The organism is Flavobacterium sp. Root186, assembly GCF_001428525.1.
Taxonomy (GTDB): Bacteria; Bacteroidota; Bacteroidia; order Flavobacteriales; family Flavobacteriaceae; genus Flavobacterium.
This window is the reverse complement of sequence record NZ_LMHW01000013.1, coordinates 315,188-330,273: the sequence shown is the minus strand read 5'-3', so window position 1 is coordinate 330,273 and position 15,086 is coordinate 315,188. Positions and strand designations below refer to the sequence as shown.

Genomic DNA, 15,086 nt, shown 5'->3' with positions numbered 1-15,086 from the left:
ATGATCGAGGATATTGAACTGGAAACACTTATCAATGAGGTTTATGAATATTATGGTTTTGATTTTGGAAGTTATTCCAGAGCATCATTAAAAAGACGCGTATACAGAGTATATCAATTAGGCGGCTTTGAGCATTTTCATGAATTTCTTTCAAGAGTTCGTTATGATCCTGAGTATTACAAAAAAATGGTCGATGAAATCACGGTTAATGTAACAGAAATGTTTCGTGACCCGGCATTTTACAGCATTTTAAGAAATGAAATTTTACCACTCCTAGGAACAAAACCTTTTATCAGATTATGGCACGCCGGCTGTTCTACCGGCGAAGAAGTTTATTCTATGGCCATAATGCTTAAAGAAGCTGGTTTACTGCATAAATCCCTTATTTATGCTACAGATATTAATGCAACGGTTTTAGAAACAGCCAAAAAAGGAATTTTCCCGCTCAGAATGATGAAAGAGTATTCACAAAACTATCGTGATGCGGGAGGACAGGAAGACTTTTCGAGTTATTATACCGCCAATTATGGCATTGCAAAGTTTAATGAAGAGTTGTCTCAAAAAATGGTATATTCACAGCACAATTTAGTTTCAGATACTTCATTCAATGAGTTTGATATTATTTTGTGCCGTAATGTTTTAATTTATTTTGATAACGAACTTCAAAAAAGAGTCATTAATTTATTTGATGAAAGTTTAGCTGTTTTAGGTTTTCTGGCCTTAGGCACAAAAGAAACTATAAAATATTCTATTTCTCCCGGCAAATACAAACAGTTTGAAAAAGAGAAAATATGGAGGAAAATAAGATAATATCAAACTGCAGATTAGTAATAATAGGAGGATCGGCAGGGAGTTTAAATGCCTTAATGCAAATTTTACCCGAATTAACAACACTCCATCATTATGCGATCGTAATTGTTGTACATCGCAAAAGTACAGATGACCAGACTCTGGAAGAATTAATAGCCTTGAAATCAAGCATTCCTGTAAAACCAATAGAAGATAAAACTATTCTTAAACCCGGTTTTGTATACATTGCGCCGTCAAATTATCATTTATTATTCGAAAAAGACGATACATTGGCATTGGATACCTCAGAAAAAATCAATTACAGCCGTCCAAGCATAGATGTTTCTTTTGAATCGGCAGCAGAAATCTACGGAAGTTCTTTAGTTGGAATTCTATTTTCGGGTTCCAATACAGACGGAACCTTAGGATTACAGGCAATTCAAGACTCTGGAGGGAAAATTGTAGTACAAAATCCCCTTTCTGCAGACATGCCTTTTATGCCTAATAATGCTATAGTTTATACAAAACCTGATCTTGTTCTAAACAACGAAGAAATACTGGAATTACTAAATTCAATAAATACTGATTAGTTTTTAGGTTTAGGCATTTCATCTTCCGGAAGAATAACTTTGTTGAGTTCAGCTTCTTTTTCAGCACGTCTTTGCGCTGCTTTTCCTTTTCCGATAGGTATTCCGGCAGTTAGATATAAAGATCTGTTATATACATTAGGTCCGTCACCTTTCATAACAGGAACCAATCCGTAATAATATTGAATAGTGATGTTTAATCCGTTGCCCACATTCATATGATATCCCGTTCCAAAAGCAATTCCGGCATCAATAACCCTGATTTGATCCCGAATCTTTTTCTTGTAAACAACATCATTATCATTAATCTCATTTTTAAATTGATCAAAAGCAGAAGCCAAAAGACCCAACTGGGGTCCTGCTTTAAGATAAATTCGATTTTTAAACTGATACTTAATCAAAATAGGAACATTAAAATATCGAATTTCACGATCAACAGTTCCACCTGCAAAAGTGTTATCCAGATTTTCATCTTCTAAAGAATAAACAGGAATTTGCCGCGCGCCCATGGGAGATTTTACAATTACCCCCGTATTAATCATCCAGGCCGGATTTTGCTTTGATTTTATATCAAAATAAAAACCAAGATTAAACCCGGGATTTAATCCGGTACTATCAAGGTTAGAGATATCAGAAAGATTGATACCGCCTTCTAAACCAAATTCTAAAAAAGGAGAATTCAGTTTATCACCAAAAATCAAAGAAATTAAAACCTGAGATTTCATCTGATTCATACAAAAAAAAGCGACGAGTAATACAAAACCTTTTTTCATACAGATTGGTTTATAATCCAAAACGATACTGAAGTCCAAATAAAACCTGTGTACGACTGGCTAAGAAACCTGTTTCCAGCCTAAGCATTATATGTTTATTATATTGAAATTGCGTTCCAACAATAAAATTCCACATATCTTTTGGTCTTTTTTGCAGCGAATACTGAATAGTAGACTGATCAGCAGTACTCAAAGCTCCGTCTAAAGTTGTTAAAAACGTGCTGGCTCTTTCTAAAGCACGATTGGCAGTATTATGTTTGGCAATGTTACCAGGATTAGCCTGCTGTGCAGGAGTTAAACCATCCCACCACGTATCGACTTTTGTTTGGTTTTCAGATACTTTAGCCAAACCAGTATCCACTTTACCCTGTGCAGTACTCAAATCAAAAATATCTGATAAGGCAATATTCCCATTAGTACCTCCATTAATGTGAACCCTAAAACCGCCAACCCAAACCGCAATATTTTGTTCCGGTTTATGAAACTTAAAAGTTTTACCTAGCCGAGGACCAAAAACATAAGAAAACGCAGGTTTATCAAGTGCACTTATATCGGTCCAGGCCATATTCATGTCTAATGCCAGCCAACCGCCGCCAATACCAATTGTAGGTGTCATACCAAAACCAAAAGTAGTAGCATCAAAATTGGCGGATGTTCCAAACGATGCAACTTCAGACCAATTATTGTCGGCATCAGGAACCCAGATTCCGGCATTAATTTTTGTTGTTGTATTGGCTTTACCAATAAGACCATAAATATTTAAAAAAGGAAGTAACCAAATGTCCGGTCGTATGGTTAATGCACCTGCCTCGACAGAAGATTTTTCGAAGCGTACTATTTCATCAAGATTGTAAAGCGGGCCATTGTTAAAACCAACTTCCAAATTGCTTATAACAATCTCAGAATCCTGCCAAAAGTAGTTTACAGATAATCCTGCAGAATAGGGTAAATTATATCCCTTTTGGGCTACTTTTTCACCCCAAATAGGCAGAGCGTAAGGATATTTTTCTACTTTAAGACTGTCTTTTAATTCCTGGTTTTTTTCACCTACGATTTTATCGGTATAAACCTGACCGAAAAAAGGTACACTAAATAATAAAAAAAGGGCTGATATTAGTTTTTTACATTTCATTGATTAGAGTGTTAATTGATTAAAATAAAACTGCTTGTAATAAATATGTACTAATGTATTCTGAGGGAATTTCGGCTTATCTTTTGTTTTTAATGGTGTATAAAATAAAAGTGTTAAGGGGTATTATATGGGTTAATTAGTGTTAAAGTTAACTAAAATTTCCTTTAAAGAGTATTATTTTTTAATAAATATGCTTAAAAATCAATCTATTATAAGTTTTTTGAGGACAGATAGAATAGCGAACAGAATAATATATTATTTTTACATTCATGAAATGGATAGCAATTGTAATGTCAATTTATTTGATGGCACTTTCAAATATGCCCTGCGCAGATATGGAAGTGAACAGTGCGATGCATAAAACAGCCCAGTTTTCTTCAGAAGAAAATCATTCGCACGACAAAGACAACGATTTATGTTCTCCATTTTGTGCCTGTAATTGCTGCGGCGCACAAGTGCTAAGTTACCAGATAGCGGCAAGCTTTGAATTTCCTTCGGCTTACACAAAAATTTCAATTCCTTTACCGAGTTACAATTCTGTATTTACTTCTAATTTCTACGGAAGTATTTGGCAGCCCCCTCAAATAGTATAATGATGTCCCGATAAATCGGGATTGAGAACTGTGGATTTTCCACAAATGTATCAGACAAACTTTTGTCTAATTTCTCATTTCATTATATATATCAAATGCTAGATAAAATCATTCAGTTTAGTATACGAAACAAATTCGTTATACTATTATTTACCCTCGTTTTAATAGCTTGGGGAAGCTATTCGCTTAAACAATTACCGCTTGATGCGCTGCCGGACGTGACTAACAATCAGGTTCAGATTATTACCACAGCGCCCACTTTGGCAAGTCAGGAAGTCGAGCAGTTAATTACATATCCGTTAGAACAAGCCGTAAAAACAGTTCCGGATATCATAGAACTCCGCAGTATTTCCCGTTTTGGTTTATCTGTGGTAACCGTTGTTTTTGAAGACAATGTTGATATTTACTGGGCCCGTGAACAAATATTTCAACGCTTAAAACAAGCCGAAGAAAACATTCCTGCTTATGCAGGTTCGCCAGAATTAGCGCCAATAACTACAGGTCTAGGCGAAATTTACCAATATGATGTGTATGCCAAAAAAGGCTACGAAAACAAATACGACGCAGTAAAACTAAGAACTATTCAGGATTGGATTATTATTCCGCAATTACAGGGAATACGGGGTGTTGCCGATGTAAGTACATGGGGCGGAAAACTAAAACAATATGAAATTGCCGTAAACCCCAATACGCTAAATAGCCTGGGTGTTACCATTACCGAAATTTTCGATGCCTTAGAAAAAAACAACCAAAATACCGGAGGCGCTTATATAGAAAAAGATCAATATGCTTATTTTATTCGTGGTGTCGGAATTGCTAAAGGCGTAAAAGACCTTGGAAATGTAGTAGTTAAAAACCGAAACGGTTCTCCTGTTTTGGTTCGCGATGTAGCGCAGGTTCGCGAAGGCGTTGCATTGCGTTATGGTGCATCAACAAAAGATGGAAAAGGAGAAATAGTTTCGGGTTTAGTTTTAATGCTGAAAGGCGAAAACTCCAGCGCTGTTGTTAACAGGATCAAAGAAAGAATGATTCAGATAAATAAAAGCCTGCCTGAAGGAGTTACAGCCGAAGCCTTTATTGACCGAGGAAAACTCGTTGATAATGCGATTGGAACTGTTACCAAAAACTTACTTGAAGGAGCTTTAATCGTCATTTTTGTTCTGATTCTATTTTTAGGAAATCTTCGTGCCGGATTGATAGTTGCTTCGGTAATTCCGCTGGCGATGCTATTTGCTATTATTTTGATGAATGCTTTTGGGGTAAGCGGAAATTTAATGAGCTTGGGTGCCATAGATTTCGGAATTATTGTCGATGGTGCCGTTATTATTGTAGAAGCTTCAATGCATCATCTGCAAAAACTCAAACGTAAAAAGGAACTTTCGCAGGAAGAAATGGATGCTGAAATTTACAATTCGGCTTCAAAAATCAGGAATAGTGCGGCTTTTGGAGAAATCATTATTCTGATTGTTTACCTGCCCATTCTGGCTTTAATAGGAACAGAGGGTAAAATGTTTAAACCAATGGCCATGACTGTTGGGTTTGCCGTAATTGGTGCGTTTATACTTTCGTTGACCTATGTGCCAATGATGAGCGCATTGTTTCTTTCGAAGAAAACAGAACATAAAGAAAATTTTAGCGACAAAATGATGCTTTGGTTTGAAAGTTTATACACTCCATTTTTAAATAAAGCGTTGCAGTTTAAAAAAGTTGTTTTAGGAATTTCTCTCGGATTATTTGCTTTAGGATTAATTGTTTTCCAGAATATGGGTGGTGAATTTATCCCAACCATCGAAGAAGGTGATTTAGCCATTAACGCTTCAATTATGACCGGAAGTTCGCTTACGCAGATGGTGGAAACTACAACCAAATACGAACAGATTCTAAAAGCTAAATTTCCTGAAATAAAAACCATCGTAACCAAAATAGGCAGCGGTGAAATCCCAACCGATCCAATGCCCATTGAAAGCGGCGATTTGATTATTGTTTTAAAAGACAAAAAAGAATGGAAAGGCAAATACCATAATTGGGAAGAACTGGCAAATGCCATGAAAGAAGAAATGGAAGTAATTCCGGGTGCTAACATCGAAATTTCACAGCCAATTCAAATGCGTTTTAACGAATTAATGACCGGAAGCCGAAGCGATATTGCCATCAAAATCTTTGGAGATGATCTGGAAATCTTAGATTCAAAAGCATCAGGATTGATTTCGAAAATAAAAGGCATTGAAGGAATTGGCGACTTAAAAGCAGATAAAGTAACTGGTTTGCCTCAAATTACAATAAAATACGATTACAATAAAATTGCTTTGTATGGATTGAACATTTCAGATATTAATCAAATTATTCGTTCATCGTTTGCGGGAGAAAGTGCCGGAAAAATCTACGAAGAAAGCAAACGATTTGATGTCGTGGTAAGAATGGATCAGGATAATCGAGCCGATATTACTGATGTCAGCAACTTGTTTATTCCTCTGCCAAACGGTCAGCAGGTACCGCTTTCGCAAGTTGCAACTGTAGATTACGAGCAAGGACCGGTTCAGGTTGTTCGTGAAGATGGAAAACGAAGAATAACCGTTGGTTTAAACGTTCGTGGAAGAGATATTAAAACCGTTGTAGAAGAGATTCAGCAGAAACTCGACAAAAATTTCAAACTCCCTGCGGGATATTATATAACATATGGCGGACAATTTGAAAATTTAATCGAAGCCACAAAACGACTTTCGATAGCATTACCTATTGCTTTAGGTTTGATTTTAATCTTGCTTTATTTTACATTCAAGAGTTATAAACAGGCACTTTTAATTTTTACAGCGATTCCGTTATCTGCCATTGGAGGTGTATTTGCACTTTCGCTGAGAGGAATGCCGTTTAGTATTTCGGCCGGAATTGGATTTATTGCCTTATTCGGAATTGCGGTTCTTAACGGAATTGTCCTGATTTCGTATTTCAATCAATTAAAATCAGAAGGAATTTTTGATCCGCTTCAAAGAGTTTTAATCGGAACCAAAACCAGATTGCGCCCTGTTTTAATGACAGCGGCTGTAGCGTCCTTAGGATTTTTACCAATGGCATTATCTACAAGCGGCGGGGCAGAAGTACAAAAACCTTTAGCAACGGTAGTGATTGGCGGCTTAATCTCGGCAACCTTATTAACCTTAATCGTTTTACCGATCCTGTATTTAATGTTAGAGAAGTTTAACCGTAAAGAGATAATTAGATAATTAGAAAATGGGATAATTAGAGGATTATTATTCGAGGTAAAATGATTTTTCACGCAGATTTAATTTTAAAATGATAAATAATAATCTGCGCATATCTGCTTAAATCCTTTTAAATCTGCGTGAAACAAAAAAATAAAATAATGAAAAAGTTACTATATAATTTAAGAACAATAAACTTTGCGAACTTCGCGCATCCCTTGCGAACTTTGCGGTTAAGTGCATTCCTATTCGTTACATTCGTTTCGCAGGCCCAACAAAAGATTACTTTAGAAAAAGCCCTGGAACTTGCTAAATCAAACAACATCGATTTAAAAATCGCCGATAAAGAAATAGAAAAACAAACTGTTTTGAAGAAAACAGCTTTTCAACCAGATCCGCTTCAGGTTCAATATCAAGGCGGGCAGTTCAACAGCGTTGATTTTGATCATAATGTTTCGGTACAGCAATTCTTCCCGTTAGGAAATGTTACAAAAGCAAACAGACAATTGCAGGAAGAACTTGCGAAATTGGCCGAAAAACGAAAAGCGTTATCTTCTTACGAACTCGAAAAAGCTGTGACTTTGGCCTATTATCAATATTTATACGGAATTTCAATTCAAAAATTAAACTCAGAATTGAATGAAATTTACACTAAATTCCTAAAGAATGCCGAACTCCGATTTAAAACCGGAGAAAGCGGGAATATTGAAGTAATAAGTGCCAAAGCCAAAGTAAAAGAAATCGAAACCCAAAAGGAACAATTAAATTACGATTTGGCTATTTACCAAAAACAGCTGCAGTTTTTTGTGCAGACGAATGAAAATATAATTCCAGATGAAACGACTTCGCTGCAATATCCCTTCATAGAAAACAAAGATTCTAAAGCCGAAATACTATTATCGGATTTTTACCAACAGCAGATTTCGGTTTATCAAAAAGAAGCCGGAACGTTTAAAGCAAACCGAATACCTAAATTAGGTTTAGGCTATTTTGCCCAAACGATCAATACGGAATCATTGTTTCAGGGCTTCACAGCCGGACTTCAGATTCCGATTTTTGGAGGTGTAAATACAGCAAAAGCAAAAGCTTCGGAAATTAGTATTTCGCAGTCACAATTGGCATTAGACAAAAACAAAATTATCCTGAATCTGCAAAAAGAAGAATTGCAGAATAACTTTCAAAAACAGCAGAAAAACCTGGATTATTATCAAAATGAAGGCTTGCAATACGCCAACCAGATTATTGATACTGCTCAAAAAAGTTATGCCAACGGCGATATGAGTTATTGGTCGTATATCAGTTTTTTAAATCAGGCCATCGATATTAAAAAACAACTTGCAGAAGCCACGCACAGTTTTAATCAAAGTGCTATCGAACTCCAATTTCCAACTATCAAAAACAATTAAAAATGAAAGATATACTGAATTATTTAACCGCAAAGAGCGTAAAGATTTTAACGCAAAGTTCGCAAAGTTTCATTTCCTTGCGTGCCTTGCGCTTTGCTCTTGCGTGCCTTGCGGTTACCTTAATCGCATGCAGCGAAAAAAAGACCGAAGAAACGCATGAAGAAGAAAAATCACAGACAGAAGCTGCATTAACGGAATCTCAATATAAAACCGTAGGCATTGAAACAGGATTTGTTGAAGAAAGAAACCTTAATAAAATCATTAAAGCCAATGGTTACACCACAGTTCCGCCTCAAAATTCGGCTGAGGTTTCGACTTTAATCGGCGGAACGGTGAAAGATATTTATGTTTTAGAAGGAACGTTTGTCAATAAAGGAAAAGTTTTAGCAACAATTCAAAATCTGGAAGTGATTGAAATCCAGGAAGATTATCATTCGGCTGCAGCCAATGTTGAATATTTGCAATTAGAATACAACCGACAGAAAACATTGAGTGATGAAAATGTAAATCCGAGGAAAACATTTCAGGAAGTAAAAGCCAAATTAGCTGCCGAAAGAGCAAGAGCACAGGCAGCAAAAAATAAGTTGGAAGCTTTGCATGTTGGTACAAAAGGAAGTTCATCTTTAGTGCCAATTGTTGCGCCTATAAGCGGTTATGTTGGAAAAATCAGCATTGCCAAAGGCGCTTTTGCACAAACAGGAGTTTCTTTGTTTGAGGTTGTAGATAATAGTCAGATGCATTTGGATTTGAATGTTTATGAAAAAGATCTGGGCTCGATTTCTATTGGTCAGGTAATTGATTTTGTGCTGACCAATCAATCGAATAAATCTATTAAAGGAAAGATTTTCGGAATCAATAAATCCTTTTCTAACGAAAGTAAAACCGTTGCGGTTCATGCCAAAATTGATCCCGCTGATGCTAAAGATTTGATTTCGGGAATGTATGTTTCGGCAAACATCAATATTGTAAATGCCACCGTTCCGGCTTTACCAAAAGACGCCGTTGTTCGAAATGCCGATAAGTATTTTGTTTTTGTACAGGAAGAAGAACATAAAAATGAGAAAACAAAAGAAACAGAAATTCATTTTAAAGCGATTGAAGTAATTCCCGGCACAACAGATTTAGGCTTTACAGAAATTAAGTTTGTTGATAGAATTGCTACGGATGCAAAAATTGTTACAAAAGGTGCTTTTTATTTACTGTCTGCAATGAAGGGTGGAGGAGAGCATGAGCACTAGGTTATTTGCCACAAAGGCACTAAGACGCTAAGTTTTTTTTAAGCTGAAGGGAAATAATCTCGCAAAGTCGCAGAGCCGCAAAGTTTTTTAATCTTTAGGCTGTATTAATTGCCTCCAGCTTTAGCTGGAGGTACTAAAGCCTTTTCTGTTTCTTATCTTAGTACCTCCAGCTAAAGCCGGAGGCAATTGAAAAAAACTTTGCGGCTCTGCGACTTTGCGAGATTATTTCACCCCAGCTAAAAAACCTTTGTGCCTTAGTGTCGTAGCAAAAACGAGATTAAAAACATTTTTACTTAAGAGTAATTACCACAAAATGATTAAATTTAGAGCATATTTAGACAAAGTTTAAACAAGAAACTTTTCCTCCATGATACATCAAGATTTAGAAGTAAAAAATACTAAAAATAAAACAAAACCATCCTGCTGCTGTTCGCATGACGAACCCGTACACTCTGAAGATGATGGACATGATCACGGCCACAGTCACGAACATGAAGCCGAAGGCAGTTTACTTAAATTATTCATACCATCGATCTTATCTTTTATCTTATTACTTATCGGAATTGGATTTGATAACTATTTCCCTCAAACCTGGTTTTCAGGATATGTTAGAATTGCGTGGTATATAGTAGCTTATCTTCCGGTTGGACTTCCGGTTTTACGAGAAGCTTATGAAAGCATTATAAAAGGTGATGTCTTTTCAGAATTTTTTCTGATGTGTATTGCTACTATTGGAGCTTTTGCGATAGGGGAATATCCTGAAGGGGTTGCTGTTATGCTTTTTTATACCATTGGAGAAACATTTCAGGGAATGGCGGTCAGCAAAGCAAAATCTAATATTAAAAGTTTACTGGACCAGCGCCCGGATGAGGTTACTATTTTAGAAAATAATATTGCAGTAAAAATAAAGGCCAAAGATGCTAAAATAGGCGATATCATTCAGCTTAAAGCGGGAGAAAAACTAGGTTTAGACGGCGAATTATTATCAGATTTGGCTTCGTTTAATACCGCAGCTTTAACGGGAGAAAGTAAACCCGATACCAAAAAGAAAGGCGATACGGTCTTAGCTGGAATGATAAACGGAAATACTATTGCACAAATAAAAGTGACAACGGCTTACAACGATAGTAAATTGTCTAAAATCCTGGAAATGGTTCAGAATGCGACGGCAAAAAAAGCTCCTGCCGAATTGTTTATTCGCAAGTTTGCCAAAATTTATACACCAATAGTAGTGTATCTTGCAATTGCAATATGTTTACTGCCAATACTTTTTGTCGATAATTACGTTTTTAGCGACTGGTTGTACAGAGCTTTGGTGTTTCTGGTTATTTCTTGTCCGTGTGCTTTGGTTATCAGTATTCCGCTAGGTTATTTTGGAGGAATTGGAGCTGCAAGTAAAAACGGAATTCTATTTAAAGGAAGTAATTATCTGGATAGTATTTCGAAGATTCAGAATGTGGTTATGGACAAAACCGGAACAATGACGGAAGGCGTTTTTAAAGTGCAGGAAGTTATCATAAAATCTGATTTTGATAAAGAGGAAATCCTGAAACTGGTTAATGTTCTGGAAAGGCATAGCACACATCCGGTGGCGACGGCAATTCACGATTACGTCGGATCAATTGATTCGGCAATAGAATTAAAAAACGTCGAAGAGATATCCGGACACGGATTAAAAGCAGAAGTAAACGGAAAAGAATTGCATGTTGGGAATTTCAAACTGCTGGATAAATTTAATATTCCTTATGATATAGACCCAGGTTCTGTAGTTTATACCACAATTGCTATTGCTTACGATCAGAAATTTGCAGGTTATTTAACTATTGCCGATGAAATCAAAGCAGATGCTCCCGAAGCAGTTTCTAAGCTAAAAGCATTAGGCGTAAAAGTTACAATGTTAAGCGGAGACAAAACGAATGTGGTTCAATTTGTAGCCGATAAACTAGGAATTACAAAAGCTTTCGGAGACTTACTTCCAGAAGATAAAGTCAATAAAGTAAACGAAATCAAAGCTAAAAACGAAACTGTAGCATTTGTTGGTGATGGTGTAAATGATGCGCCTGTAATTGCATTAAGTACCGTAGGAATTGCAATGGGAGGTTTAGGAAGTGACGCTGCAATAGAAACCGCCGATGTTGTAATTCAGGATGATAAACCCAGTAAAATTGCAATGGCAATCAATATTGGAAAACAAACCAAAAAAATTGTATGGCAGAATATTGGTTTAGCTTTCGTCGTAAAGGCTTTTGTACTGATTCTCGGTGCCGGTGGACTGGCCACAATGTGGGAAGCTGTTTTTGCAGATGTTGGAGTGGCTTTATTAGCGATATTAAATGCCGTTAGAATTCAGAAGATGAAGTTCTAACATAAAAAAGCAGTGATTAAAGATTTATTCACTGCTTTTTTGAATTAAAAATTATCTCTCGAAAACTGTTCGCAAAATGCTCTTATCGTTTGTCTTACTGTTCTAAACTCCTGTAAAATTTCTTCTTCAGTTCCTGTTGCTTTGGCAGGATCATTAAAGTTTTGATGTAATTTTTGAGCTTTTGAAGGAAAGAACGGGCAGCGTTCTTTTGCATTATCACAAACCGTAATTACAAAATCAAAATCTATATTTTGGTATTCATCAACATGATTTGAAGTATGGTTAGAAATGTCAATTCCATCTTCTTTCATGGTTATAACAGCCCTTGGATTAACTCCGTGAGTTTCTATTCCGGCACTGTAAACCTGAGCTTTATCGCCTAAAAAGTGTTTTAAATAACCTTCGGCAATCTGACTTCTGCAGCTATTTCCTGTACAGAGTACTAAAATGTTTTTTGTCATAATTTAAACTAGTAACCAAATGATATTGATGATACAGAATTTTGGCTCAAAACCAAAAATAAGCTGCAGCACAATTACAGATGTTGTGATAATAATTGGTTTCTTGTACTTTAGTATTTTCTGTTTCATTTTAACAACAGCCTGAATTTGGCGAGCAGCTATTGGCTTCGCTTTTGTAGAGTTCCGTTAAAGCTAATTTTTCTTTTGATGCAGGAACGCCGCATGCTTCTTGTGCCAGACAAGCTGTAGTTTTGTTTTTTAGAATAAAATGAGTTCCGTTAAATTCTAAATCATATCTTCCAATTGTTTCATTTTGATATTCAACTTCAATTTCAAAATCTTCAATATTTAATTTTTCTTCTGATAATTTGATGATATGCAGAAGTTTGCCTGGTTTCAATCTGTGTTCAAAATCATTTGCATTCCACAATTGAAAATTAACGGCACTTTCATGACGAATCACACCCCCGCAGTCAATGAAATTTTTACTTGTAGTTCCAATTTCAGTTACATGAAAGTGTTCAGGAACGAAAGCCCCGTTTTCTAATTGAAATGTCACATTTTCCAGATTTGGAAGAATGTTTTTAATGTCTGATAGTTTCATTCGTTTTTGTTTTTATAGTTATAATGCAATATTACGATATAGTTATTCAAAAAAAGGTTTAACAGCATTTCTGTTCTTTTGTAACAGTAATAACATTTGAAAAATAAGCTTTTAAAATATCAAAAGTAGTTTCGTCAATGCAGTAACAAATAGCATTTCCTTCAATATTTCCTTTTATAAGTCCCGCATTTTTTAATTCTTTTAAATGCTGCGAAACGGTTGGCTGGGCAAGTGGAAGTTCATTTACAATATCACCGCAAATACATTCATTTACCTTCAAAAGATATTCAATAATAGCAATTCTTGCAGGATGCCCCAAGGCTTTTGCTATTGTAGCGATCTGATTTTGTTTTTCTGTAAAATGTTCTGTTTTAGTAGCTCCCATTTTATTTTAAATTTCAATATAGCAATATTACGATAAAGTTTTTTAAAGAACAAAACTTTTAATGAATATTTTATTTACCGCAAAGAGTGCAAAGATTTTGTACTAGAACGTTTTAAAAACTCAAAGTTCACAAAGCTATGTGTATAAATATAGCTTTGCGAACTTTGCGAAAAAAACGTTGCGCCCTTTGCGGTAAAAAAACAGTTTTATAAAATTAGCGTTTAAAATTTCTCCATCCAAAACCAATCAGTAACAGGTTAAAAAGCAGTAAGGGTAAAAATGCTTTTACATAACTTGTTTCTGATTTATCAGTAAACATTTCTACTTTAAAATTTTTCCATTTTTGCTGATCTACAAGAGCATTATCAAATATTTTAGGATAAAAATGCAGCCTTAGTTTTTCGTGAAATTGTTTGGTTTCTTTTAGAAATAAAAGCTGGTTTCGTAAGTCTGATTTTGCAATTTCATTCAATTGAATCTGAGTATGAAGCGTTGGAATAAATTGTGCAATCCATTCGCTGGCATTATTTCGCTGTTCTAATTTTGATTCTAACTCTTTAGATTGTATGGCAGATTCATCATCGCCCATTTGCTGCATCGCATAATACCAAAGCCAGCTGAATTCGGTTTCCGGCAATGGATAATGTTTAAACTGCGGATAATGTTTGTAGAATTTATCCAGCGTTTCCTGCTTATCCATATCCCATTTTTCGTGGTAGGCATTTCGCTGTGTAAGCGTTAATTCTAAAGCTTCGGGAACTTTGTATTTGTTGATGATATAGGTATTGATTCCAGCCGGAAGAATAATAATCAGAAACAGCCAGATCGTTAATAAAATAACAGCATTGAAGTTTGAATTTTTATTAAGAGAAACAATAAAAAAACAAACCGAAAACCAAAACAAAATGTACAAAACTGCGATTCCGTAAAATAGAATAAACGCCTTGTCAATTGGAATTTGCAGAAGTAAAACCGCAATTAAAAGTAGTAAAGACAAAAGGCCAATTAAACTTAAAATACGAACATAAAACAATTTTAAAATATATAAAAAGGTATTCGGACTTTGGGTTGCCACGATTTTCCAGGTTCCTGATTCTTTTTCTTCGGAAATAATATTATACGAAAAAGCGATAATCAAAAGCGGAAACAGATACAAAAGCACAAAGCTAAAGTCGATATTTCCCGATAAAAGATTACTCGGATTATTGAGTTCAGAATCGTATTTCTGAGCTTCCAATCCGCGAATCGTAACACTTTGAATCGATGGATTTACGTCACGCTGTCCAATTGCCAAACTGCTAATTGGTAAAGTGTTATTAACCAATGAAAACTTTATATAATAGAGCAGGAGGCCGATTTCATCTTTATGGAAAGCAGTATTTCTGGCAATATGTTCTTTTTGATAAACAGCTGCTTCTGCAATATTACTTTGTTGCTTTTCCTGAAACTGACGACCAATTAAAAGACTTATAAAGCCAATGATTAATAAAAAAAGTAAGCCAATTTTGGTACCTTTTGAGCGTATGAAATTTTTAAATAAGAGAACTAACATA

Annotated in this window: 13 protein-coding genes; 7 read left to right on the top strand and 6 right to left on the bottom strand. The window is 35.5% G+C overall.

All coding sequences use genetic code 11. The annotated features are described in order from the left end of the window. Positions 1-810, top strand: a complete 810-nt coding sequence (locus tag ASD98_RS14690) for a protein-glutamate O-methyltransferase CheR (RefSeq protein WP_056205834.1) — start codon at positions 1-3, stop codon at positions 808-810. Continuing rightward, complete coding sequence (locus ASD98_RS14685) at positions 792-1,379, top strand: chemotaxis protein CheB (protein WP_056205833.1); 588 nt, start codon at positions 792-794, stop codon at positions 1,377-1,379. Before ASD98_RS14690 ends, ASD98_RS14685 begins: the two co-directional genes overlap by 19 nt. Here ASD98_RS14685 and ASD98_RS14680 read toward each other — a convergent pair. After that, the gene (locus ASD98_RS14680; RefSeq protein WP_056205832.1) at positions 1,376-2,149 is read right to left on the bottom strand and encodes a porin family protein; all 774 of its coding nucleotides are present in this window, start codon (positions 2,147-2,149) and stop codon (positions 1,376-1,378) included. The two genes, ASD98_RS14685 and ASD98_RS14680, sit on opposite strands and share 4 nt — an antisense overlap. A 10-nt stretch (positions 2,150-2,159) precedes the next feature. Next, complete coding sequence (locus ASD98_RS14675) at positions 2,160-3,281, bottom strand: hypothetical protein (protein WP_056205831.1); 1,122 nt, start codon at positions 3,279-3,281, stop codon at positions 2,160-2,162. A 269-nt stretch (positions 3,282-3,550) separates the two neighbouring features. On the opposite strand from ASD98_RS14675, the gene ASD98_RS14670 reads away from it, so the two are divergent. The 5 genes from ASD98_RS14670 to ASD98_RS14650 all read left to right on the top strand — a co-directional run bounded on the left by ASD98_RS14670 (position 3,551) and on the right by ASD98_RS14650 (position 12,083). Continuing rightward, complete coding sequence (locus ASD98_RS14670; protein ID WP_242412119.1) at positions 3,551-3,874, top strand: DUF6660 family protein; 324 nt, start codon at positions 3,551-3,553, stop codon at positions 3,872-3,874. Between the two features lie 95 nt (positions 3,875-3,969). Beyond that, complete coding sequence (locus tag ASD98_RS14665; protein WP_056205830.1) at positions 3,970-7,095, top strand: efflux RND transporter permease subunit; 3,126 nt, start codon at positions 3,970-3,972, stop codon at positions 7,093-7,095. Positions 7,096-7,235: 140 nt separating this feature from the next. After that, complete coding sequence (locus ASD98_RS14660) at positions 7,236-8,480, top strand: TolC family protein (RefSeq protein ID WP_056205829.1); 1,245 nt, start codon at positions 7,236-7,238, stop codon at positions 8,478-8,480. Between the two features lie 2 nt (positions 8,481-8,482). Further along, the gene (locus ASD98_RS14655; RefSeq protein WP_056205828.1) at positions 8,483-9,718 is read left to right on the top strand and encodes an efflux RND transporter periplasmic adaptor subunit; all 1,236 of its coding nucleotides are present in this window, start codon (positions 8,483-8,485) and stop codon (positions 9,716-9,718) included. Between the two features lie 367 nt (positions 9,719-10,085). Beyond that, positions 10,086-12,083, top strand: a complete 1,998-nt coding sequence (locus ASD98_RS14650) for a heavy metal translocating P-type ATPase (protein ID WP_056205827.1) — start codon at positions 10,086-10,088, stop codon at positions 12,081-12,083. A 44-nt stretch (positions 12,084-12,127) separates the two neighbouring features. Here ASD98_RS14650 and ASD98_RS14645 read toward each other — a convergent pair whose 3' ends face one another. The 4 genes from ASD98_RS14645 to ASD98_RS14630 all read right to left on the bottom strand — a co-directional run bounded on the left by ASD98_RS14645 (position 12,128) and on the right by ASD98_RS14630 (position 15,085). Continuing rightward, positions 12,128-12,544 (bottom strand): arsenate reductase ArsC, encoded by a 417-nt coding sequence (locus tag ASD98_RS14645; protein ID WP_056205826.1) that lies wholly within the window; start codon positions 12,542-12,544, stop codon positions 12,128-12,130. 130 nt (positions 12,545-12,674) lie between these two features. Further along, entirely contained in the window at positions 12,675-13,148 is a 474-nt protein-coding gene (locus tag ASD98_RS14640) for a DUF6428 family protein (RefSeq protein ID WP_056205825.1), read from the bottom strand. 58 nt (positions 13,149-13,206) lie between these two features. Further along, a complete protein-coding gene (locus ASD98_RS14635) occupies positions 13,207-13,533 on the bottom strand; it encodes a helix-turn-helix transcriptional regulator (RefSeq protein WP_056205824.1) in 327 nt (108 codons plus the stop codon). A 214-nt stretch (positions 13,534-13,747) separates the two neighbouring features. Then, complete coding sequence (locus ASD98_RS14630) at positions 13,748-15,085, bottom strand: DUF3526 domain-containing protein (RefSeq protein WP_056205823.1); 1,338 nt, start codon at positions 15,083-15,085, stop codon at positions 13,748-13,750. Position 15,086 lies beyond the last annotated feature (1 nt).